The sequence below is a fragment of the Streptomyces sp. NPDC045956 genome (assembly GCF_056430705.1).
This window is the reverse complement of sequence record NZ_JBWKKZ010000003.1, coordinates 124502-147343: the sequence shown is the minus strand read 5'-3', so window position 1 is coordinate 147343 and position 22842 is coordinate 124502. Positions and strand designations below refer to the sequence as shown.

The 22842-nt window shown below is 74.4% G+C and carries 22 protein-coding genes; 16 read left to right on the top strand and 6 right to left on the bottom strand.

Features of this window, described 5'->3' with window-relative positions:
- Window positions 1-94 precede the first annotated feature (94 nt).
- The gene (locus tag AC07FV_RS09650) at window positions 95-802 is read left to right on the top strand and encodes a response regulator transcription factor (RefSeq protein WP_479085947.1); all 708 of its coding nucleotides are present in this window, start codon (window positions 95-97) and stop codon (window positions 800-802) included.
- Window positions 799-2232, top strand: a complete 1434-nt coding sequence (locus AC07FV_RS09645) for a sensor histidine kinase (protein ID WP_479085945.1) — start codon at window positions 799-801, stop codon at window positions 2230-2232. Before AC07FV_RS09650 ends, AC07FV_RS09645 begins: the two co-directional genes overlap by 4 nt.
- 10 nt (window positions 2233-2242) lie before the next feature.
- On the opposite strand, the gene msrB is transcribed toward AC07FV_RS09645, so the two are convergent.
- From msrB to AC07FV_RS09625, 4 genes are all read right to left on the bottom strand, one after another.
- Window positions 2243-2650: a peptide-methionine (R)-S-oxide reductase MsrB gene (gene msrB / locus AC07FV_RS09640; protein ID WP_356607514.1), complete on the bottom strand. Its 408-nt coding sequence runs from the start codon at window positions 2648-2650 to the stop codon at window positions 2243-2245.
- A 29-nt stretch (window positions 2651-2679) separates the two neighbouring features.
- Window positions 2680-4062, bottom strand: a complete 1383-nt coding sequence (gene murC / locus AC07FV_RS09635) for a UDP-N-acetylmuramate--L-alanine ligase (protein WP_479085944.1) — start codon at window positions 4060-4062, stop codon at window positions 2680-2682.
- A gap of 85 nt (window positions 4063-4147) precedes the next feature.
- Window positions 4148-4621: an indole-3-glycerol phosphate synthase gene (locus tag AC07FV_RS09630; RefSeq protein WP_356607518.1), complete on the bottom strand. Its 474-nt coding sequence runs from the start codon at window positions 4619-4621 to the stop codon at window positions 4148-4150.
- Window positions 4622-4824: 203 nt separating this feature from the next.
- The gene (locus AC07FV_RS09625) at window positions 4825-5646 is read right to left on the bottom strand and encodes a pyrimidine reductase family protein (RefSeq protein WP_479085942.1); all 822 of its coding nucleotides are present in this window, start codon (window positions 5644-5646) and stop codon (window positions 4825-4827) included.
- Window positions 5647-5953: 307 nt separating this feature from the next.
- Between AC07FV_RS09625 and zapE the strand changes: the two genes are divergently transcribed.
- The 14 genes from zapE to AC07FV_RS09555 all read left to right on the top strand — a co-directional run bounded on the left by zapE (window position 5954) and on the right by AC07FV_RS09555 (window position 20552).
- Window positions 5954-7084, top strand: a complete 1131-nt coding sequence (gene zapE, locus AC07FV_RS09620; protein WP_479085941.1) for a cell division protein ZapE — start codon at window positions 5954-5956, stop codon at window positions 7082-7084.
- A 187-nt stretch (window positions 7085-7271) separates the two neighbouring features.
- Window positions 7272-7673: a hypothetical protein gene (locus tag AC07FV_RS09615; RefSeq protein ID WP_479085940.1), complete on the top strand. Its 402-nt coding sequence runs from the start codon at window positions 7272-7274 to the stop codon at window positions 7671-7673.
- A gap of 78 nt (window positions 7674-7751) precedes the next feature.
- Window positions 7752-8333 (top strand): carbonic anhydrase, encoded by a 582-nt coding sequence (locus tag AC07FV_RS09610; protein ID WP_479085939.1) that lies wholly within the window; start codon window positions 7752-7754, stop codon window positions 8331-8333.
- A gap of 17 nt (window positions 8334-8350) precedes the next feature.
- Window positions 8351-9832: a SulP family inorganic anion transporter gene (locus AC07FV_RS09605; protein WP_479086636.1), complete on the top strand. Its 1482-nt coding sequence runs from the start codon at window positions 8351-8353 to the stop codon at window positions 9830-9832.
- A 154-nt stretch (window positions 9833-9986) separates the two neighbouring features.
- The gene (locus tag AC07FV_RS09600; protein WP_479085937.1) at window positions 9987-10763 is read left to right on the top strand and encodes a slipin family protein; all 777 of its coding nucleotides are present in this window, start codon (window positions 9987-9989) and stop codon (window positions 10761-10763) included.
- A 157-nt stretch (window positions 10764-10920) separates the two neighbouring features.
- A complete protein-coding gene (locus AC07FV_RS09595) occupies window positions 10921-12300 on the top strand; it encodes a PhoX family protein (protein ID WP_479085936.1) in 1380 nt (459 codons plus the stop codon).
- 98 nt (window positions 12301-12398) lie between these two features.
- Entirely contained in the window at window positions 12399-13922 is a 1524-nt protein-coding gene (locus tag AC07FV_RS09590) for an FAD-dependent oxidoreductase (RefSeq protein WP_479085934.1), read from the top strand.
- A 76-nt stretch (window positions 13923-13998) separates the two neighbouring features.
- Complete coding sequence (locus tag AC07FV_RS09585) at window positions 13999-14859, top strand: polysaccharide deacetylase family protein (RefSeq protein ID WP_479085933.1); 861 nt, start codon at window positions 13999-14001, stop codon at window positions 14857-14859.
- A gap of 18 nt (window positions 14860-14877) precedes the next feature.
- Window positions 14878-15075: a hypothetical protein gene (locus tag AC07FV_RS09580; protein ID WP_479085932.1), complete on the top strand. Its 198-nt coding sequence runs from the start codon at window positions 14878-14880 to the stop codon at window positions 15073-15075.
- Between the two features lie 49 nt (window positions 15076-15124).
- The gene (locus AC07FV_RS09575; protein ID WP_479085930.1) at window positions 15125-15844 is read left to right on the top strand and encodes a peptidyl-tRNA hydrolase; all 720 of its coding nucleotides are present in this window, start codon (window positions 15125-15127) and stop codon (window positions 15842-15844) included.
- A 61-nt stretch (window positions 15845-15905) separates the two neighbouring features.
- Window positions 15906-16478: a GNAT family N-acetyltransferase gene (locus AC07FV_RS09570; protein ID WP_479085929.1), complete on the top strand. Its 573-nt coding sequence runs from the start codon at window positions 15906-15908 to the stop codon at window positions 16476-16478.
- Window positions 16479-16599: 121 nt separating this feature from the next.
- Complete coding sequence (locus tag AC07FV_RS09565; RefSeq protein WP_479085928.1) at window positions 16600-17913, top strand: multinuclear nonheme iron-dependent oxidase; 1314 nt, start codon at window positions 16600-16602, stop codon at window positions 17911-17913.
- A 117-nt stretch (window positions 17914-18030) separates the two neighbouring features.
- On the top strand, window positions 18031-18837 hold the full coding sequence (locus AC07FV_RS09560) for a TIGR04222 domain-containing membrane protein (protein ID WP_479085926.1): 807 nt from the start codon (window positions 18031-18033) through the stop codon (window positions 18835-18837).
- A 116-nt stretch (window positions 18838-18953) separates the two neighbouring features.
- On the top strand, window positions 18954-20552 hold the full coding sequence (locus tag AC07FV_RS09555; protein WP_479085924.1) for an alpha/beta hydrolase: 1599 nt from the start codon (window positions 18954-18956) through the stop codon (window positions 20550-20552).
- Here AC07FV_RS09555 and hemQ read toward each other — a convergent pair whose 3' ends face one another.
- Window positions 20553-21284, bottom strand: a complete 732-nt coding sequence (gene hemQ / locus AC07FV_RS09550; protein WP_479085923.1) for a hydrogen peroxide-dependent heme synthase — start codon at window positions 21282-21284, stop codon at window positions 20553-20555.
- Window positions 21285-21288: 4 nt separating this feature from the next.
- Window positions 21289-22767 (bottom strand): protoporphyrinogen oxidase, encoded by a 1479-nt coding sequence (gene hemG, locus AC07FV_RS09545; protein WP_479085922.1) that lies wholly within the window; start codon window positions 22765-22767, stop codon window positions 21289-21291.
- Window positions 22768-22842: the final 75 nt, after the last annotated feature.

The following is a 22842-nucleotide window of genomic DNA, read 5'->3' as shown; positions in this document are numbered from 1 at the left end:
TCCGCCTCCGGGTACCTGTCGTTCTCCTGTCGATCCCGGTCCGCGGGCCCACGCGGTATAGGGGTGCGGGAGGACCGTGGCGCAGTATGAGCGGGTGGAGAAAGTACGACTGCTCGTGGTGGACGACGACCCGCCCATCGCCGACCTGGTGGCCACCGTCGCCCGTTACGAGGGCTGGGAGGCGGTCACCGCGAACACCGGCGAGCAGGCGCTGCGGCTGGCCGCCGGGTTCCGTCCGGACATCGTGGTGCTCGACCTGATGCTGCCGGACGTCGACGGCTTCGGTGTCCTGGACCGGCTGCGCGGCGCCGGCACGATGGTGCCGGTGGTCTTCCTCACCGCGCGCGACGGGGTGGCCGACCGGGTGGCGGGTCTGACCCGGGGCGGCGACGACTACCTGGTCAAGCCGTTCGCCGTCGAGGAGTTGATGGCCCGGCTGCGGACCGTGCTGCGGCGCAGCGCCGGGCCGGGTTCCCGGCGGTCGGTGCTGCGGGTGGGGGACCTGACGGTGGACGAGGACACCCGCGAGGTGCGCCGGGGCGAGCGGCGGCTGTCGCTGACCCCGACCGAGTACGAGGTGCTGCGCTACCTGATGCGCAGGTCGCCGGCCGTGCTGACCAAGGCGCAGATCCTGGACCACGTGTGGGAGTACGGCTTCGGCGGCCGGTCCAACGTGGTGGAGCTGGTCGTCAGCCGGCTGCGCCGCAAGCTCGGTGACGCCGAGGACGCCGACGGCGCCGGTGAACCGCTGATCCGGACGGTGCGGGGGTTCGGGTACGTGATCCGGCAGCCGGCCCGGTGATACGCCGGCTGTGGCGGGCCTACCGCGGGCTGCGGCTCGGGACCCGGCTGGCGCTGGGCCTCGGGGTGCTGTCGCTGGTGGTGTTCGCCGTGGTCGGCACGGTGCTGACCGCGTACATGCGGGACTACCTGGAGCGCCAGCTCGCCGACCAGATGAAGCTGGTGCAGGTGGTGCAGTCCAAGGACGCCGCCGAGCACGGCACGGTCCGGCGCAAGCCCTACTACGGCTGGTACACGGCCGTGTACGACGTCTCCGCCGGCTCCGCCGAGCTGCGCACGCCCGCCGAGGTGCCGGCCGACAGCGGTGCGCTCACCGCTCTCGCGCGGACGATGGCCCGCTCGGACGAGGACCTCACCCGCACCGTCCGGATCGGCGGGCACGGCCCCTATCTGCTGCGGGCCTGCGAGGTCGAGCCCGGGGTGGTGCTGGTCAGCGCCGCGCCCCTGGGGGACGTCGAGGACACCGTGGAGCAGCTGGTCACCGTGCAGGTGGTCGCGTTCGGCCTGGCCCTGCTGGCGCTGGTGGTGTTCGGGCGGCGGATGCTGCGGCGCGGGCTGAAGCCGCTGAGCGACATGGCGGGCACGGCGCACGGCATCGCCTCGCACGACCTGAGCGAGTCGGCGGCCCGGCTGCCGCTGCGGGTGGACGGCCGGGACGGCGGCCGGGAGGTGGCCGAGCTGCGGACCGCGTTCAACACGATGCTGGAGCACATCGACGACTCGCTGGCGGTGCGCGCCGAGGCCGAGCGGCGGCTGCGCCGGTTCGTCGCGGACGCCTCCCACGAGCTGCGCACCCCGCTGATGTCCGTGCGGGGTTACGCCGACCTCTTCCAGTACGCGGCGGCCGACGAGCCCAGGGAACGGGAGCGGCACCTGGCCCGGCTGCGCGCGGAGGCGGCCCGGATGGGCGTGCTCCTGGACGACCTGCTGCTGCTCGCCCGGCTGGACGCGGACGAGGTGGAGGCACCGCTGCGGTGGGAGGAGGCGGATCTGACGGAGCTGGTGCGGCAGGCGGCGGACGCCTTCCGGGCCGGGCATCCGGAGCATCCGCTGACGGTGGCGGCCGGGCCGGCGGCGCTGACGCTGCGAATGGACCCGCAGCGCATGCGGCAGGTGATCGACAACCTGCTCACCAACGCCGCCGTGCACACGCCGCCGGGCACGGAGGTCTCGGTCACGCTGTCCGTGGCGCCCGGCGCCGCGCGGGTGGCCGTCGCGGACCGGGGCCCGGGCGTGCCGGCCGCCGACCGGGAGCGGATCTTCGACCGCTTCTACCGCGTGGACAAGGCCCGCAGCCGGGACCGCGGCGGCAGCGGCCTCGGACTGGCCGTCGCCGGGTCGCTGGTGCGGGCGCACGGCGGGACGATCGAGCTGGGCGGCGGACCGGGCGTGACGGTGTTCACCGTGACGCTGCCGGCCGCCGCCCGCTGACCCGGCCGGCTCAGCCCTCGGCGGGCTGGAGGCGCAGCGCGATGCTGTTGATGCAGTACCGCTGGTCGGTCGGGGTCGGATAGCCCTCGCCCTTGAAGACGTGCCCGAGGTGCGAGCCGCACCGGGCGCACCGCACCTCGGTGCGCACCATGCCGTGCGAGCGGTCCTCGATCAGCTCGACCGCGTCGGTGTCCTTCGGGTCGAAGAAGGACGGCCAGCCGCAGTGCGACTCGAACTTGGTCGTGGAGGTGAACAGGTCGGCGCCGCAGGCCCGGCAGGAGTAGACGCCCTCGGTCTTGGTGTCGGTGTACTCACCGGTGAAGGCGGGCTCCGTACCGGCCTGGCGCAGCACGGCGTACTCGGCCGGGGCCAGTTCCTCGCGCCACTGCTCGTCCGGCTTCTCGACGTCGTACGACATGAGTCTCAGCCCCTCGTGAATGCGGTTCTCTACAGCTCGTCCAGGATGCGCGGTCCGAGGTCGGTGACGTCGCCCGCGCCCATGGTGAGAACGAGATCACCGGCCTTCGCCATTCCCGCGACCACCGCCGGCGCCGCCGCCTTGTCGTGGACCGGTGTCACGTCGGCGCCCGCGGCCCGGGCCGCCTCGATGATCAGCTCGCTGGTGATGCCCGGGATCGGGTCCTCGCGGGCGGGGTAGATGTCGAGGACGACCGACGCGTCGGCGAGGGCCAGGGCCTGACCCATCTCCTTGCCCAGCTCCTGGGTGCGGGAGAACAGGTGGGGCTGGAAGAGGACCAGGATGCGGGCGTCGCCGACCGCGGCGCGCATGGCCTCCAGGTCCGCCGTCATCTCGGTGGGGTGGTGCGCGTAGGAGTCGACGACCTGGACGCCGGCCGCCTCGCCCTTGAGCTGGAGGCGCCGCTTGACGCCCGTGTAGGCGGCCAGCGCGGGGGCCAGCTCGGCGGCCGGGATGCCGAGGGCCGCGCCGGCGGCGAGGGCGGCGACCGCGTTGTGGGCGTAGTGGCGGCCGGGGACGGAGACCCCGAAGGTCAGCTCGGTGCCGTCCAGCACCACGGTGACCTGGCTCTTCAGCCCCTGCGGGACGACCGACAGGATGCGCACGTCGGCGTCCTCGGACTCCCCGTACGTCACCGTCCGCACCGACCCGGCCAGCCGCCGCGTCAGCTCCCGGGCGCCGTCCTGGTCGGCCGCGATCACCAGGGTGCCGCCGGGGACGATCCGGCCGGCGAAGGTCTCGAAGGACTCGTAGATCTCGTCCATCGACGCGTAGTTGGCGTGGTGGTCCAGCTCGACGTTGAGGACGATGGCGACCTCGGGGGCGTACTTGTGGAAGCTGCGGTCGCTCTCGTCGGCCTCCGCGACGAAGATCCCGCCCTCGCCGTGCAGGGCGTTGGAGCCGGGCGCGTCCAGGTCGCCGCCGATCGCGTACGACGGGTCCAGCCCCAGCTCGGACAGGGCGACCGCCAGCATGGAGGTGGTGGTGGTCTTGCCGTGCGTGCCGGCGACCGCGATCGGGCGCGCGCCGTCCATCAGGGCGGCGAGGGCGTCGGAGCGGTGCACCACCGGGATGCCCAGGGCGGCGGCGCGGGCCAGCTCCGGATTGTCCTCGCGGATGGCCGAGGAGACGACCACGCAGCTGGCGTCGTCGGCGAGGTGCTCGGCCGCGTGTCCGACGTGCACGGTCGCGCCCTGGGCGCGCAGCGCCTCGGCGGTCGGGGAGTCCTTGGCGTCGCTGCCCGCCACCGCGGCGCCCCGCTGGGCGAGGATCTTGGCGATGCCCGACATTCCGGCGCCGCCGATGCCGATGAAGTGCGGTCGGTCCATGGCGGTAGGAAGGCCGGGTGCCATGCGCTGTTCTCCCCAGAGGTGCGACGGGTGTACGAGAGGTGCTCTGTCGGTGGGCGCGCCCCCTGGGCGGGGGCGCCGCCCCAGCCTATGCCTTGCTGTGGGAGAACAGTTTCAGGACCGGCACGCCGACCTTGTGCCGGGCGCGCGAGGCCCAGTCGCGGTGGAAGAACTCCTCCACGTAGTGGGGGTCGGTCAGGACGATCACCTCGTCGGCCCCGGTCTCCGTGACCAGCGACTTCAGCGAGTCCAGCGGGTGGTCCTCGATCAGCCGGCCCACCGCCTGGGCGCCGGACGCGCGCAGGGCGGTGAGGGACACCTCCAGGGCCCGCTGCCCGACGCTCTGCGCCTCCTCGCCCTCGGGCGTCTCGCCCTCGCGCACGGCGTCGTCCAGCTCGCCGAGCGCGACGTCGTCGATGGCTCTCAGCAGCCTGTCCGCCTGATCGCCGCGCGGCTGGAGCAGCACGTGGAAGGCGACCCGCTCCTCGCCGTGCAAGGTGGTGACGAACTCCACGTCGGCGGACGTCAGGGCCTTCTCGATCATCAAAACGCTTGTGAACACCAGGCGCCCCTTCTCCTTCGCGGGTCCGTGGGGCCCACCCTCCGTAGGCCGTACCGGACCCTGCGGAAACCATCCTGCCCCGCGATCGCACGGGTACTGCCGGATTCAGTGTGCCCGGCGCGGACCGGGCGGAACGAGTGACTCCGCCTGTTCCGCCGATCAGCCCGGTCCCGGCCGGGTCAGTCCCGCCGGTACCGGCCGGGTCAGTCCCGTCGGTCCAGGCCGGGTCGGTCGCGCCGGTACCGGCTGAACAGGAATCCCTCCTCCTCCAGCAGGGAGGCCAGGACGAACCGCCGCGGCACCTCGACCGACGGCCCCCCGGCGATCCGCTGCGCGTCCCCGGCGGTGAGCAGGGGCGAGACGGTCAGGCACAGCTCGTCGAGCACCCCGGCCGCGACGAACTGGCCCAGCAGCCGGGGACCTCCCTCGGTCAGCAGCCGGGTGTGTCCGAGGGCGACGAGCGCGTCGACGGCACGGGCGGGGTCCACGCCGACACCGTCGCCGGCGATCACCACCCGGGCGCCCGCCTTCTCCGCGGCCGCGATCCGCTCCGGTGCCGCGGCGGCACCGGTCAGGACCAGGGTGGGCACCAGCGGCGAGGTGAACAGCGGCAGGCTGAAGTCCAGCTCCAGACCGGCGCTGACCACGGCGATCGCGGGCACGGGGGCCTGACCGGCAGCCCGCCGCGACTCGGCGAAGTCGGCCCGCTCGCGGGCCGGGCGGTACCCCTCCTGGCGTACGGTCTCGGCGCCGGCGACCACCACGTCGGCCAGGGCGCGCAGGGTGCCGAAGACGCGCATGTCGGCCGCGCTGGAGATGGGCTGGGAGCGGCCGTCGTGCTGGGCGGCGCCGTCGAGGGTGGAGACCATGTTGGCCCGCAGCCACGCCCCCGGCCGTCCGTCCGGCCGCCCCTCGGGCTCGGGATAGGCGTAGGCGGCGGCGAGCTCGGCGAGGCTCCACTCCCGGTCGGTCCCGTCGGGGTCCGGGCCGGCTGTCTGATCGGTCACAGGGAACAGGCGTCGCATGCGGTGCAGTGTTCCACGCGGCCGGTCCCCGAACCGTACCGGCGGAGCACGGGCCGACGGGCGACGTCCGGCGACCGCGCCTGCCGCCCCGCCGTGGGCGGCCGCGCGTGGCCGTGCGTGGCCGTGTGCAGCCGTGCCGACCGTGCATGGCGTGCCGGCCGTGCGTGGCGTGCCGGCCGTGGGCGGCCGCGCCGGTGGGAGCGGCCGGCGGGTGGTGCCGCGGGTCCGCACACCGCCCGGTGCGGGTCGGCCCCGCGCCCCGGTGGCCAGCGGGGCGCAGCGTGAACAGGCCCTACCATGGACCACCGTGTCGCCCTCCTCTTCCGCCGCTTCCGGTTCCAGCCCCTCCGGCCCCACCCCGATAGCCGGGGCGGCCTCCGCCCCGCTGTCCCTGTGCGCCCGCGAGCCGCACGTGCCCGCGGAGCGCCTGGTCGCCGAGATGGTGCCCCCGCCCCGCTTCGACTCGGTCCGCTTCGGCACGTACATCCCGGACCCGAACCAGCCCAGCCAGAGCGAGGCCGTACGGGTCCTGGAGGGCTTCGCCACGGGACTCGGCGGCGAGAGGACGGACGGCGGCGGCAGGCGCGGCTTCTTCGGTCTCGGCCGTGCCAAGGCCCCCAAGGCCCCCGCCGGCCCCCGCGGCGTCTACCTCGACGGCGGCTACGGCGTCGGCAAGACCCACCTGCTGGCCTCCCTGTGGCACGCCACCCCCGCCGAACCCTCCCGCAAGGCGTTCGGCACCTTCGTGGAGCTGACCAACCTCGTCGGTGCCCTCGGCTTCCAGCAGACCGTGAGCACCCTCTCCGGGCACCGCCTGCTGTGCATCGACGAGTTCGAGCTGGACGACCCCGGCGACACCGTCCTCGTCTCCAGCCTCCTGGGCCGCCTCGTGGAGGCCGGCGTGGCGCTCGCCGCCACCTCCAACACTCTGCCGGGCAAGCTGGGCGAGGGACGGTTCGCGTCAGCCGACTTCCTCCGCGAGATCCAGGGCCTGTCCGCCCACTTCCGCGCCCTGCGCATCGACGGCGAGGACTACCGCCACCGCGGCCTGCCCGAGGCCCCGTCGCCCTACTCCGACGAGCAGGTGACCCGCGCGGCACAGACCGCCCAGGGCGCCTCCCTGGACGCCTTCCCCGCGCTCCTCGACCACCTCGCCCGCGTCCATCCCAGCCGCTACGGCGCCCTGACCGACGGTCTGACGGCCGTGTGCCTCACGGGGGTGCGCCCGGTGCCGGACCAGTCGACGGCGCTGCGGCTCGTCGTCCTGGCGGACCGGCTCTACGACCGCGAGGTGCCCGTCCTGGCCTCCGGGCTGCCCTTCGACCGGCTCTTCAGCGAGGAGATGCTGAACGGCGGGTACCGCAAGAAGTACTTCCGGGCGATCTCCCGGCTCACCGCACTGGCCCGGGACGCCGCCCGGCTGGTCGAAACGGCCTGACGAGCGGTCGGTTCCCGCCAACCCACCCGCCATTTTCGGGCTCTCTCCTGCTCGTAACGTTCCGTTAACCCTGCAAACGATTTTGCAGGGTTAACGTGCTTCTTGACCGCGCATTGACCTTGTGTTGACGATCCGTTGACCCTGCGCCGTCATGGACCAGCGGCACGAACGGCCTGGAGGGGGGCACATGTTCCGAGGCACGACGGCCCGGACCCTGATTCCGCTCCTCGCCGCCGTCCTGATCGCACTCCCGTTCCTCACCCTCGGAACATCGTTCGCATCCGCGCACACAGAACGCGATGCCGTGGCCAATGCTCGTGCCGACAGCACTCCCTCCGGCACGGTGCCGCACGACGAGACCGTCACCTGCCACACCGCCGGGCACTCCGGGAAACCGGCCCCCGCCCCGCGCGTCCGCGACCGCCACCGCACCGCCGCCGCACCCCAGCCCGAGGCCGCCCTGTGGCCGCCGCCGCGGCAGGCCGCGCCGGCGGAGCCCACCCCCGCCCCGTCCGGCGGCGGCGCCGAGTACCGGCCGAGACGGGCGGCGGACCTCTCGCCGGCGGCGCTCCAGGTCTTCCGCTGCTGAGGGCCCGGCGGCACCCCCCACCACCGTCCTGCCCATCCGACGCGCTCCCCACCGCGCGCCAGGAGGAATCACCGCATCATGCAGCCCCTCATCGACAACGCCCGCGCATACGGACAGCGCCCTGAGGAGTTCGCCGGGCACGCCCAAGGCCAGTCGCCCGAAGTCCTGTTCATCACCTGCTCCGACTCCCGGGTCGTACCGGCCCTGATCACGGGCGCCCGTCCCGGCCGGCTCTTCGAGCTGCGCACCGCGGGCAACATCGTCCCGGCGTACGGCGCCCCGAGCCCCTCCGGCGAGGCGGCCACCATCGAGTACGCCGTGCAGGTGCTCGGGGTCGCGGACATCGTGGTCTGCGGCCACTCGCACTGCGGCGCCGTCGGCGCGCTGGTGCGCGGCGACGACCTGAGCGCCGTACCCGCCGTGCGCGACTGGCTCGCGCACGCCGCGGACGAGCCGAAGCCGTGCGACCCCGCCGACCCGACGGTCTCCGACGCCGTCCAGGGCCACGTCCTCGCCCAGCTCCAGCGGCTGCGCTCCTACCCGTGCGTGCAACGCGGCCTGGCGGAGGGCCGGCTGCGGACGCACGGCTGGTACTACGAGGTCCACACCGGCGCCGTGCGCGCGCACCGCGCGGCCACCGACGCGTTCGAGACGCTGTGAGCGCCGGCATGAGCACCATGACCGAGAACCTCCGCAGGTTCCCGCACCTGCGGCAGGACGTCACCGCCTCCCTGGTGGTGTTCCTGGTCGCCCTCCCGCTGTGCGTGGGCGTCGCCGTCGCCTCCGGCGTCCCGGCCGAACTCGGCCTCGTCACCGGCATCGTGGGAGGCATCGTCACCGGACTGCTGCCGGGCAGCAGCCTCCAGGTGTCCGGGCCGGCCGCCGGCCTGACCGTGCTGGTCTTCGGAGCCGTCGACGCGTACGGGCTGCCCGCGCTCGGCGTGATCGTGCTGGCCGCCGGTCTCATACAGCTCGTGATGGGCGCCCTGAGGCTGGGGCGCTGGTTCCGGGCGATCTCCCTGTCCGTGGTCGAGGGCATGCTGGCCGGCATCGGCCTCGTACTCATCGCCGGCCAGCTGTACTCGGCGGCCGGACTGACCGCTCCCGCCTCCGGCCTCGACAAGATCACCGGGCTGCCCGGGGCCGTGGCCGACGCGCTCGGCAGTACCGCGGCGCTCACCTCGCTCGCCCTCGGCGCGGGCACCGTCGCGGTGATGGTGCTGTGGAAGCGGCTGCCCCGGCGGGCGCAGACCGTGCCCGGCGCGCTCGCCGCGGTCGTCCTGGCCACGGCGGTCACCGCGGCGTTCGGTCTGTCGGTCGCGACCGTCGAGGTCAACGGCCTGTTGGACTCCATCCAGCCGCCCGGCGCCGACGCCTTCGGCGAACTGCTGAACGTGGGCCTGCTCGGCACGATCGTGGCCTTCACCCTGATCGCGTCGGCGGAGAGCCTGTTCAGCGCCGCCGCGGTGGACCGGCTGCACAGCGGCCCGCGCACCGAGTACAACAAGGAGCTGATGGCGCAGGGCGCGGGCAACACGGTATGCGGTCTGCTCGGCGCGCTGCCGATGACGGCGGTCATCGTGCGCAGCTCCGCCAACGTGAGCGCCGGCGCGCGGACCAAGGCGTCCCGGGTGCTGCACGGGGTGTGGCTGCTGCTGTTCGCCGCGCTGCTGCCGTCCGCGCTGGCGCTGATCCCGCTGCCCGCGCTGGCCGGCATCCTGGTCCACGCCGGCTGGAAGCTGATCCCCTTCCGCGGGGTCGTCTCGCTGTGGCGGGGGCACCGGGGCGAGGCGCTGATCCTGGTCGTCACGGCCGTGTCCATCGTCGCCGTGAACATGTTCGAGGGCGTGCTCATCGGTCTGGCCCTGTCCGTGGCCAAGACCGCCTGGGAGGCCTCGCACCTCAAGCTGGAGGTCGTCGACAAGGGTGCCGGTCCCGTCCAGGCGCACCTGTCGGGCAACGCGACCTTCCTGCGGCTGCCGAAGATCCTGGAGAGCCTGGAGGCGCTGCCGCAGGACCGGCCCGTCGAGCTGGACCTGTCCGGCCTGCACCACCTGGACCACGCCTGCCGCACCGCGCTGGAGAACTGGGCGGAGCGGCACAGCGCGACCGGGACGGACCCCGTGAAGGTCACCGAACCGGTGAAGGCGGCCGTGTAGTCCCGCCGGCGGGACCACCCCTGCGGTGACGGCGCCCGGTCCGGGGCATGGCCTCGGACCGGGCATCGGGCCTATCGTGTCAAAGACGGACGAAACGGGCTCCTGTGCGTCACGTGGCACGGGGCACCGTCCGCCTCAGGACGAGGAGGTCGTCATGGTCCAGGAACTGCTGACCGCGGCCGCCGCCGTGGGGAGCGCCGGTGTCCTCTGTCTCGCCTCGGCCGCCCGGGTCGTCAAGCAGTACGAGCGCGGGGTGGTCTTCCGGCTCGGGCGGCTCGCGGGTCGGGTGCGGGAGCCGGGCTTCACGATGGTGGTCCCGTTCGTGGACCGGCTGCACAAGGTGAACATGCAGATCGTGACGCTGCCGGTGCCCGCCCAGGAGGGCATCACCCGGGACAACGTCACCGTGCGGGTGGACGCCGTCGTGTACTTCAGGGTGGTCGACGCGGCCAACGCGCTGGTGCGGGTGGAGGACTACCGGTTCGCCGTCTCGCAGATGGCGCAGACCTCGCTGCGGTCGATCATCGGCAAGAGCGACCTGGACGACCTCCTGTCCGACCGGGAGAAGCTCAACCAGGGCCTGGAGCTGATGATCGACAGTCCGGCGGTCGGCTGGGGTGTGCAGATCGACCGGGTCGAGATCAAGGACGTGTCCCTGCCGGACACGATGAAGCGCTCCATGGCCCGCCAGGCCGAGGCCGACCGGGAACGCCGGGCCCGGGTCATCAACGCCGACGCCGAGCTCCAGGCGTCCAAGGTGCTCGCCGAGGCCGCCCGGGAGATGTCCGAGACACCCGCGGCCCTGCAACTGCGGCTGCTGCAGACGGTGGTGGCGGTCGCCGCCGAGAAGAACTCCACGCTGGTGCTGCCCTTCCCGGTGGAACTGCTCCGGTTCCTGGAGAAGGCGCAGGAGCACTCCGTGGAGCGGTGAGACACCCGCGGAGGTCGTGGAACACCCCAGGACCCCCGAGGACACCGGGGACACCGAGGACACCGGGGACACGTTCTACGCGCGTGGTTCCCGGGACTCCGGTCAGGTGATAGACACAGCGGGTCACAGTCCTGTCCGCCAACAGGAAGGTCGCCCCATGTCCGCAACACGACGTCAGGTCCTGGCCCGCACCGGCGCCCTCGGCGCAGGCATCGCCTTCACCGGAGCCCTCTCCGAACTCTTCGCCGGCACCGCCGCCGCGCAGTCCCTCGGCCACACCGGCTACGGCCCCCTGATCCCCGACCCCGACGGTCTCCTCGATCTGCCGAAAGGATTCCGCTACCGGGTCCTGTCGCGCGAGGGCGACGAGCTGCGCTCGGGTGAGGGCCCGGTGCCGTCCAACCACGACGGCATGGCGGCCTTCCCCGCGCGTTCCACCGGCCGGCCCGGCGGCGTCCACCTGGTGCGCAACCACGAGAACCGCGCCGACGGCCGCATCCCGGTCCCCACGGTCGAGGGCCTGACGTACGACCCGGAGGGCAAGGGCGGCTGTACGGCCCTGACCCTGGACTCCCGGGGCCACGTCCGCGACGAGCGGGTCGCGATCGCCGGGACGGCGGTCAACTGCGCCGGCGGGCCCACCCCCTGGCACACGTGGCTCACCTGCGAGGAGACCGAGGACAAGGCGGGGACCAACGGCTACACCAAGGACCACGGCTTCATCTTCGAGGTCGACCCCGCCGACCCGCGCCGCACGGGCGCGGTGCCGCTGACCGCGATGGGCCGCTTCCAGCACGAGGCGATCGCCGTGGACCCGCGGCGGGGCGTCGTGTACGAGACGGAGGACGCGTTCGAGCGTCCCTTCGGCCTCTTCTACCGGTTCCTGCCCGAGAAGCCGCTGGGCGGCAGGGGCTCGCTGCGGGCGGGCGGACGGCTCCAGGCGATGCGCGTGCCCGGGGTGCCCGACCTGTCGTCGATCCAGGAGACCGGCGCCGAGTTCGACGGCGTCCAGTGGATCGACGTACCCGACCCGCTGGCCGCCGGGACGCCCATCCGGCACCAGGACTTCGGCCGGGGCGGCGTCACGCACGCGCAGAAGCTGGAGGGCTGCTACTGGGGCGGCCGCAGCGTGTACTTCGTGTCCTCCTTCGCCCGCAGCGCGGAGGGGTCGGCGGCCGACCACTACGGCCAGATCTGGCGTTACGACCCCGAGCGGCGCCGCCTGACCCTGGTGATCGTCTTCGGCCCGGACACCGACGTCCAGCTGCCCGGCGAGTCCCCCGACAACATCTGCCTGGCCCCCAGCGGCGGCCTCATGGTCTGCGAGGACGGCAACGGCGCCCAGCACGTCTACGGCGTGACCCGGCGCGGCGAGGTCTACGCGATGGCCCGCGGCGCCCAGAACATCGGGACGCCGGACGAACCGGAGTGGGGCGAGTTCGCCGGGGTCACCTTCTCCCCCGACGGCGACACGATGTACGTCAACTGCTACACGCCCGGCACGACCTTCGCGGTGACGGGACCCTGGCGCCGGTAGAGCGCGCCGGCCGCCGGACGCGTCCGCCCGGGGGGACTCGCCCCCGGCGGACGCACGCCCGGTCACTGAAGCCGTGACAATGGGGTACTCAGGACCTCATGACGGAGAAAGCGCAGGTCAACGGCTCGTACTGGTTGCAGACGGCGCCGGGCGGCGCGCCCCGGCCGGCCCTCGCGGAGGACCTCGACGTCGACGTCGCCGTGATCGGCGCCGGCGTCGCCGGACTCAGCGCGGCCTGGGAGCTGACCCGGGCGGGGCGGAGCGTGGCGGTGCTGGAGGCCGGGCGGGTGGCCGCCGGCGTCACCGGCCACACCAGCGCCAAGCTCACCGCCCTGCACTCGCTGGTCTACGACAAGCTGCGCCGCACCCGCGGTCCCGAGGGCGCGCGCCTGTACGCCCGCTCCCAGTCGGAGGCGATCGCGCACGCGGCCGGCATCGTGGCCGAGCTGGGCATCGACTGCGACTGGGAGACCCGCAGCGCCTACACCTACGTCCGCGACGAGAGCCGGGTGGACGAAGTGCGCGCCGAGGCCGCCGCCGCGCGGGAGGCGGGGCTGCCGGCGTCGTTCGTGACGGAGACGGGGCTGCCCTTCCCGGTCGCGGGCGCGGTCGAGGTCACCGGGCAGGCGCAGTTCCACCCGCGCAAGTACCTGCTGGCCCTCGCCGACGACCTGGAGGCGCACGGCGGGCGGATCTTCGAGGACACCACCGTGCAGGGCCTGGACGAGGGCGAGCCGTGCCGGGTGCGGACGGAGGCGGGAGCGACGGTCACCGCGCGGGACGTCGTGGTGGCCACGCACTACCCGATCTTCGACCGGGCCCTGCTCTTCGCCCGCCTCTCCCCGCGCCGGGAACTGGTGGTGGCGGGGACCGTCGAGGCCGGCCGCGACGTGGAGGGCATGTACATCACGCCCGACGAGAACACGCGCTCGGTCCGTACGGCGCCCCTGGACGACCCGGGCCGTCGGCTGCTCGTCGTCACCGGGGAGCACTTCACCCCCGGGACGGGCGACACCCGGGAGCGCTTCGACCGCCTGTCCGCGTGGGCCCGCGAGCACTTCCCGGGCGTCGACCTCACCCACGCCTGGGCCACGCAGGACATCGACCCCACGGACACCGTGCCGATGGTGGGCCCGCTGCACCCGGGCGCGCACCACACGTACGTCGCCACGGGGTTCGGCGGCTGGGGACTGAGCGGCGGCATGATGGCGGGCCGGCTGCTCACCGCGCAGATCACCGGCGAGGAGTGCGCGTGGAGCGCCCTGTACGACCCGCGCCGACTGCGCACGGCGGTGCGCGAGGCGCCGACGTTCCTCAAGACGCAGGCCCAGGTGGCAGGACACTTCGTCGGCGACCGGCTGAAGCCCGCGCCCCCGGTCGACGCCCTGCCGCCGGGCGAGGGTGCCGTCGTGCGGGCGGGCGGTGACCGGCTCGCCGTCTACCGGGACGAGGCCGGCGCGCTGCACGCCCTCTCGCCGCGCTGCACCCACCTCGGTTGCCTGGTCGACTTCAACGCGGCCGAGCGCGCCTGGGAGTGCCCCTGCCACGGGTCCCGTTTCGACACGGACGGCAAGGTGCTCGAGGGGCCGGCGACCAAGCCGCTGGAGCGGCGGGACATCTGACCCGGGAGGGTGACCTCCCGGGCACGTCACCCCGCATAGTCATACATACCGAACATCGCACTCATACGTTCGTACGGTGATCGCTCTCGTACGACGTGCCACCGTTCTCTGCCTCGCGGGCGCCGCCCTCGCCGCCTGCGGGACCGGCGAGGCCCCGCAGGCGCCCCGCCCGGCCCCGTCCGCGCCCTCCGTCGATCCCTCGAAGGCGGCCGCCCCGTCGGGGCCTCCGACGCTCGCGCCCGGCCCCGCGGGCCTGACCCCCGTCTTCGAGCACGCTCCGCGGGCCGCGGGCAAGACCGTCGCCCTCACCTTCGACGCCGACATGACCGCCGACCAGGGGCCCCGGGCGGCGGCCGGCGAGCGGTTCGACAACCCGCGGCTGATCGAGGCCCTGCGGAAGCTGAAGGTGCCGGCGACCGTGTTCATGACCGGCCGGTGGGCCGAGGAGTATCCGGACGCGGCCCGGTCCATCGGCCGGGACCCGCGGTTCGAGGTCGCCAACCACTCCTACAGCCACCACGCCTACACCGACGACTGCTACGGCCTGCCGACCGTGCCCGAGGACCGGATGCGGGCCGACGTGGAGCGGGCGTACACGGCGTTCCGGAAGGCCGGGGTGGCGAACGCGATGCCGTACTTCCGCTTCCCCGGCGGCTGCTACGACGACGGCGCCCTCAAGGCGCTGACCGCCACCAGTGTCACCGCCGTGCAGTGGGACGTGGTGAGCGGGGACGCCTTCGCGACCGACGCCGACGCGGTGGCCCGGCAGGTGCTCGACGGGGTGCGGCCGGGGTCGGTCGTCGTCATGCACTGCACCCGCAGCGCCGCCCCGGTCACCGAACAGGCGGTGCGCGCGATCGTCCCCGAGCTGCGGAGCAGGGGCTACCGCTTCGTGAAGGTGTCGGAGCTGATCGGCGCCGGCAACGGCCGCGGCTGACGGGCCTACGCTGGAGGTATGAGCGGTGACGACGACTCCGACCCGAACGACTACTGCCTGATCGACGGCTCCCGACCGCCCAGGGCCGACGGCCCGCCGTACGCGGAGTGCGTGCTGTGCCGGGAGCCGACCGAGTACGCCGAGTCGTACAAGGGGATCACCATGTGCCCGCGCTGCGAGTGGCAGGAGGCCCAGCGGACGGCCTGCTCGGGCTGATCGTCGGGGCCGTCCGCCCGCGCCCCGGGCACTTGGCAGACTGGTGGGCGTGAGCAACGAGCCGACGACGCCCCTCCCCGACTCCCCCTTCCGCCCCGAGCCCGGCGACCGCGACCTCGCACCGCAGTTCGTCCTGCCGCTGGTCGTCCGCATCGAGCGCGCCGCACCGCCGCCCCGTACCGACGCGCTGGAGACGGCGGCCCGGGCGGTGCTGGTGATGCTCGGCGACGAGCGGTCGAGCGGCGACGGCGTGTGGGCGGAGGCCATGCGGGACTGGCAGGACGCCCGCATCCGCAAGGTCGTGCGACGGGCGCGGGGCGCCGAGTGGCGGCGGGCCGAGGCACTGCCCGGCATCACGGTCTCCGGCAGGACGGCGGAGGTGCGGGTCTTCCCGCCGGTCCCGCTGGACGGCTGGCCGAAGGACCTGGCCCGCCTCCAGGTCTCCGGCACCGACCTCGACGACCCGCAGCCGCCGGGCGACGCCGACCCCGCCGTGCCGGTCCTGTGGATGAATCCCGGCCTGGACATGTCGGCCGGCAAGGCGATGGCGCAGGCCGGGCACGGCGCCCAGCTCGCCTGGTGGGAGCTGGACGACGCGGCCCGGGCCGCCTGGCGGGACGCCGGCTACCCCCTGGCGGTGCGCACCCCGGCGCCGGCACGCTGGACCGCCCTCACCAGGAGCGGTCTGCCGGTGGTGTGGGACGCCGGGTACACGGAGATCGCGCCGGGATCGTGCACCGTCGTGGCGGACCATCCGGCGCTGCGGTGAGCGGGCAGCGGGGCGGGGGGTTCCCGGCCGTCGCCCCGTGCGCCATGGCATCGTGGGTCCCATGACCATAGATGTCCGCCCGGCCTCGGTCTTCGAGGACGTCCGGACCCTGCTCGGCCCCAAGTCGCCCGCGGCCAACGTCTGCTGGTGCCTGAGCCACCGCGTCCCCTCCAAGGTGAACAACGCGCTGCGCGGCCCGGCCCGCGGCGCGTACGTCGAGGAGCTGTGCCGTGCCGGGCCGCCCCCGGGCGTCCTCGCGTACGACGGTGACGAGCCCGTCGGCTGGGCCGCCGTGGCGCCGCGCGCGGACACCTCCTACGCACGCAGCCGCACGATCCCCCACATCGACGACCTGCCGGTCTGGTCGCTGTGGTGCGTGCGGGTACGCCCCGGTCACCGGGGGCGGGGGATCTCGCACGCCCTCATCGCCGGGGCGGCCGGCTTCGCCCGCTCCCGGGGCGCCCCGGCCGTCGAGGCGTACCCCCTGGACAACGGGGGCGCCCGGGTCGACCTGACCATGGCGTACGCGGGCATCCGGGGCAACTTCGAGCGGGCCGGGTTCGTCCACGCCGCCGACACCACCTCGGTGCTGGCCGGGCACCCCCGGGTGCTGATGCGGCTCGACCTGCGCTGACCGGCGCCTCCGCCGCGAACCTCAGATGTTGCTCTGAAGACGCCCCGGCGGGGGTTCGGGCCCGGCGGGGTGGGCGATACCCCCGACATGTTCGCAGGAGGGGGACGGAACCATGGATCGCATGACGCGACTGGGAACGGGAGTCGGATGGCGTCCGGAGATCGCGGACGTCGTCGAGCGGATGCCCGGCATCGACTGGGTCGAGGCCGTCGCGGAGAACCTCTGCCCCGGGCATCTGCCCGACTCGCTGCTGCGCCTGCGTGAGCGGGGCGTGACCGTGGTGCCGCACGGGGTCTCGCTCGGCCTGGGCGACGCCGGGCGGCCGGACGCCGGACGCCTGGCGGCGCTGGCCGAGCGGGCCGAGGCGCTGGGGTCGCCGCTGGTCACCGAGCACATCGCGTTCGTCCGGGCCGGGGGGCCGATGACCGCGTCCGAGCGGCTGGAGGCCGGGCACCTGCTCCCCGTGCCGCGTACCCGCGACGCCCTGGACGTGCTGTGCGAGAACGTGCGCGTCGCCCAGGACGCGCTGCCCGTGCCACTCGCCGTGGAGAACATCGCCGCGCTCTTCTCCTGGCCGGGTGAGGAGATGACGGAGGGACAGTTCCTGTACGAGCTGGCCGACCGGACGGGGGTGCGGCTGCTGATCGACGTGGCGAACCTGCACACCAACCACGTCAACCGCGGCGAGGACCCCGCCCGGGCCCTCGCCGAACTCCCCCTCGAAGCCCTCGCCTACGTCCATGTCGCGGGCGGCTTCGAACGGGACGGCGTCTGGCACGACAGCCACGCCCATGCCGTGCCGCAGCCGGTGCTCGACATCCTCACCGACCTCGCCTCGCGCGTCGCACCGCCCGGCGTCCTGCTGGAACGTGACGAGAACTTCCCCGACGCGGCGGAGCTGGAGGGCGAGGTCGAGGCGATCCGGGTCGCGGTGGGCAAGGGCCGGGCGGCCGACGGGCGGCCCGGCGCGGAGCGGCCCGCCCCGCCGCGCCCCGCGGCCACCGAGCGCGGTGCCACCGACGCCGTACGGCAGCGGCTCGCCCTCGCGCAGACCGCGCTGCTGTCCGCCCTGGTCGCCGGCACCCCGGTGCCCGAGGGGTTCGACCGGGTGCGGCTGGGGGTCCAGGCGCGGGCGCTCGCCGCCAAGCGGGCGGACGTGGTCGCGAAGGTCGCGCCCGAACTGCCGGTGATCCTCGGCGCGGAGTACCGTCCGGCCTTCCTCGCCCACGCCCAGCGCCGGCCGATGACCGGCGGCTACCGTCGGGACGCCCTCGACTTCGCCGAGCACCTGCTGCGGGACGGCCGGCCGGAGGACGAACGGGCGCGCCAGGCGTTGCGCCGGTGGTGGCTGGAGCGGTCGGGGCCGGTGCCGCGCGCGGGACGGCCCGGGGCCCGGCTGGCCCGTGCGACCAGGCGGGTTCTGCTGCGTCGCTGACAGGTCGCTCACAGGGCGCCCGACATCTCAAACGGAACGTCACATACCCACAACACTGCGTCCCGAAATGTGAACAGGCCATGGCGCCGGCGAAAGCCTGTGGCATAGAAGTACGGCATGTTCTGGGTGCTTCTCCTCCTGCTGGCCTGGTCGATCGCCGGTCTGGCGTGCCTGCGGCTGTGCCTGGCCGCGGTGCGCGCGGCGGCCGTCGGTCCGCACACCGCCGACCGCGAGCACGCGCTGACGCTGTACGAGGCGGCGTTCCTCTCCGGCGGCCCCGGGCGGGTCGCCGACCTGACCCTGGTCTCCATGGCGCGCCAGCGCCGCCTGCTGCTCGCGCACACCGGCTGGGCGACCGTCGTCGACCCGTGCGGGCGCGACGACATGGAGCGGTCGGTGATAGGGGCGATAGGCCCCGGCGGGCAGTCCCGGATAGCGCCGGTGCGGTCCACCGCCGCCACCGCGGACGCGGTGCGGGTCCTGGCCGACCGGCTGGTCGGCGCGGGCCTCGCCGTGCCGGACGACGGGCGCGGCATCGCGGCCGGGGTGCGGCGGGTGCGCGTCGCCGCCCTCGCCGTGTGCGCGCTGGGCGCCGCCGCGCTGGCGCTGCCGCTCCCCGCCGACCAGCCGCGCCTGCTGATCGCCCTGTGGTTCGCGCTGCCCCTCGCCCTGACCCTCGGGTGCCTTGCCATCACGCGGATGGAGGTCCACCCGTACTCCCGGTGGGCCTCACCGGCCGGGCAGCGGCTGATCGGCAGCCTGGTGCGGCAGGCCGACGGCACCGCCGACGACCGCACGTACCTCACCTCGGTCGCCGTGCGCGGGGTCCACGCGATCGGCGAACCGGACCTGCGCGCGGCCTTCGCCCACCGCGAGCGCCACGTCGGCGGGCACCCCGAGGGGCACGGCGACCCGCGGGGCTGACGCGCCGGGGGCGCACGGGCGCACGCGCGGGCGACACCCGTCGTCGGTGCTTGCCCCGCCCCGCCCTCGAACCAACCATCCCTTGTGTCACCCCGTGTGCATGGAAGGGATACGCGATGCGAGCTGCCGCCCTCTACTCGGCCGCCGGGTCCTTGCTGCTGACCGCCCTGACCGCCGGTCCGGCGCAGGCGGGTCCGGCCGCGCCCGGTGCCGCCGAGACGCGCGGCACCGCCGTGGCCGCCGAGCGCGCGGCGGCGGCCGGCATCGACTTCGGCGGGTGCCCCGAGGCCGAGGGCCTGCCGCCCATCGTGCGCTGCGGCACGGTCACCGTGCCCCTGGACTACGCCGACCCCGACGGGGAGCAGCTCCGGCTCACCGTCAGCCGCGTGCGGGCCACTCACGAGGACCCGGACGACGGCAGGCGCAAGGTGCCCGGCCAGGGCGCGCTGCTGTACAACCCGGGCGGTCCCGGCGGTTCGGGCCTGTACTTCCCGCTGGTCGGGACGGTGCCCGAGTGGAAGCGGATCGCGGCGGCGTACGACCTGGTCGGGTACGCCCCGCGCGGGGTCGCGCCCTCCGCGCCGCTGTCCTGCCAGGACCCCGGCGACTTCTTCAAGGGGCCCCGGCCGGCCCCGACGCGGCCGTCGGACGCCTACAAGCGGGAGCGCGCCGCCGAGGCCGAGGCGTACGCGCGCGCCTGCGCGGACCGGGCCGGGCGGGCGCTGCGCCACTACCACTCCCTCAACAACGCCCGCGACCTGGAGGTCGTAAGGGCCGCGCTGGGTGAGCGGCGGCTCACGTTCGTGGGCGCGTCCTACGGCACCTACCTGGGGGCGCTGTACGCGGAGCTGTTCCCCTCGCGCGTGCGGCGGATGGTGTTCGACTCGGTGGTGAACCCCGACCCGGAGCAGGTCTGGTACCGCAACAACCTGGAGCAGTCCGAGGCGTTCGAGGACCGCTGGACGGACTTCAAGGAGTGGATGGCCGAGCACGACGCCGTGTACGGGCTCGGGGACTCGGTGCGGGAGGTGCAGAACAGCTACGAGGAGGCGAACGAGCGGCTCGCCGCGGAGCCGGCGGGCGGGACGGTGGGGCCCGCGCAGTTGCAGGGGGCGTTCCTGCGGGCCGGGTATTACGACGACTACTGGCCGCGCCGTGCCGAGGCGCTGTCGGCCTATCTGCGGGGGGACCCGGGGCCGCTGGTCGACCAGGCGGGTAGCCGCACCGCGGAGGGGGCCGTCGGGGCGGAGAACTCCAACGCCGTGTACACGGCCGTCGAGTGCAACGACGCGCCCTGGCCCACCGACTTCGAGGTCTGGGACCGGGACAACACGCGGCTGGCGCGCCGGGCGCCGTTCGAGACGTGGGACAACGTGTGGACCAATCTGCCGTGCGCCTACTGGCGGGCTCCCCGGCAGCGGCCCCTGGACGTGCGCACCGGTCCGGGTGAGCTGCCGCCGACGCTGGTCCTGGCCGCCGAGCGGGACGCGGCCACGCCGTACGACGGCGCGCTGGAGCTGCGCCGGCGGCTGTCGGGCTCGGTGCTGGTGACCGAGCGGGACGCCGGTACGCACGGCATCGCCGGCGGGGCGAACGCGTGCGTCAACGGGCACCTGGAGGCGTACCTGCTGGAGGGCCGCCTCCCGGCGCGGGACGCGTCGTGCGCCCCGCGTCCGGCGCCGCGGCCGGCCGGGGCCGCGGCGACGGCGTCCTGATCAGGCGAGCTGGGCCACCAGCTCCGCGATGTCCTTGCGGCGCCCGGTGTAGAAGGGGACCTCCTCGCGGACGTGCATACGGGCCTCGGAGGCGCGCAGGTGACGCATGAGGTCGACGATGCGGTACAGCTCGTCGGCCTCGAAGGCGAGGATCCACTCGTAGTCGCCCAGCGAGAAGGAGGCGACCGTGTTGGCGCGCACGTCCGGGTAGCCCCGGGCCATCTTGCCGTGGTCGGCGAGCATGCGGCGGCGGTCCTCGTCGGGCAGCAGGTACCAGTCGTAGGAGCGCACGAACGGGTAGACGCTGATGTAGTCGCGGGGCGTCTCGTCGGCCAGGAACGCCGGGATGTGCGAGCGGTTGAACTCGGCGGGGCGGTGCAGCGCCATGTTCGACCAGACGGGCTCCAGGGCGCGGCCGAGCTTCGTGCGGCGGAAGAGGTTGTACGCCTCCTGCAACTCGTCGGCGGTCTCCGCGTGCCACCAGATCATGAGGTCGGCGTCGGCGCGCAGACCGGACACGTCGTAGGTGCCGCGGACGGTGACGTCCTTGGCGGCGAGCTGGTCGAACAGCTCCTGGACCTCGTCGGCCCAGCCCGCCCGGTCCTCCGGCAGCGTGTCCTTCAGCCGGAAGACGGACCAGAGGGTGTAGCGGATGACCTCGTTGAGGTCCTTGGCCAGCTTGCCCTTGTTCGGGATGCGCTCGGCGGCGGGGGTGGAGGCGTCGTCACTCATGGCCCTATTCTCCCGCTCCGCCGTGCAGGCTCTGCACCGGGTGGGCGGTGAGCCGCTCCACACCCCGCGGGTCGCCCCCGAGCCGGTCCACGGCCGCGTAGGCGCTCGCGATGCTCGCCGGGATCCCGACGCCGTCGTAGGCCGCGCCGCACACGGCGAGTCCCGGGACCGCGCCCACGTGCGCGCGGACACGAGCCACGCGGGCGTGGTGGCCGACGGGGTACTGGGGCAGGCCGTCCTGCCAGCGGGTGACGCGGGTGGCGACAGGCTCGGCCGTCAGACCCGTGGCCGCCGCCAGGTCGTGCCGGGAGACGGCGACCAGGCCGGCGTCGTCGCGGCCGAGGATCTCCGTCTCCCCGTAGCGGCCGACGGAGGTGCGCAGGACGACCAGGTCCGGGTCCTCGTCGGCGATCCAGCCCCACTTGCGGGAGGCGAAGGTCGACGCCTTGACGGTCCGTCCCTCGACCGGCGGCACGAGGAAGCCGCTGCCGTCGGGGAGGGCGGCGGCGTCGGAGCGGCGGTAGGCGAGGGTGATCAGGGCCATGGAGGCGTACTCGACGGCGGCCAGCTCGGCCGCGGCGGCGGGGGCCTCGGCGCGCAGCAGCTCGGCGGCGGGGCCGGCCGGGACGGCGACGACGACCGCGCCGGCGTGCAGCACCCGGTCGCCGGCGACGATCCGCCAACCGTCCGGGGCGGTGCGGCGCAGCTCCGTCACGGGGGCGCCCGTGACGATCTCGCCGCCCCGGGCGCGCACCGACTCGGCGACCGCGAGCGGGAGGGTGCCGATGCCGCCCTCGATGCCCATGAACACCGGGCCGGTCGCGGGCGAGGCGGCCGTCCTGCCCTGGATGGCGCGGACCGCTTCGGTGAGGGAGGTGTGGGTGCGGGCGGCCTCGAAGAGCTGGGGCACGGCCGAGCGCAGCGAGATGCGGTACGCGTCGCCGGCGTAGACGCCGCCCAGCAGCGGTTCGACGAGGCGGTCGACGACCTCGCGGCCGAGGCGCGCCGCCACGTACTCCCCCACCGCGACATCGTCGCCGACCTCGGTACGGGGCAGTTCGGTGTCGCGCTCGATGCGGGCGAGGCCCTCCGCGGAGAGGATCTCGGACAGCGCGGCCGCGGTGCCGGGGACGCCCATGACGTGGCCCTTGGGCATGGGCCGCAGGGTGCCGCCGGTCCACAGCGAGGCCGACGCGGTCGAGGGGGGCTGGAGGCGGTCGGCGAGGCCCGCCTCGCGGGCCAGGCCCACGGCCTCCGGGCGGCGGGCCAGCAGCGACTCGGCGCCGAGGTCGACGCGTACACCGGCGATCTCGCCGGGCAGCAGCTTGCCGCCGACGCGGTCCGACGCCTCCAGCACGGTCACCCGCGCACCCCGGGCCAGCAGGCGGTGGGCGGCGGCCAGTCCGGCGATGCCGGCTCCGACGACGACGACATGCCCCGGGTCCGCGGAGGTCGCGTCCGCGCCGGTCTCGCTCTCGTACATGCACCCAGCGTCTCAGACCGCACCGACGGCGCCGCCGCCAGGCCGGTAGCCCGTTCGGGCCCCGCGAGTCCGGAC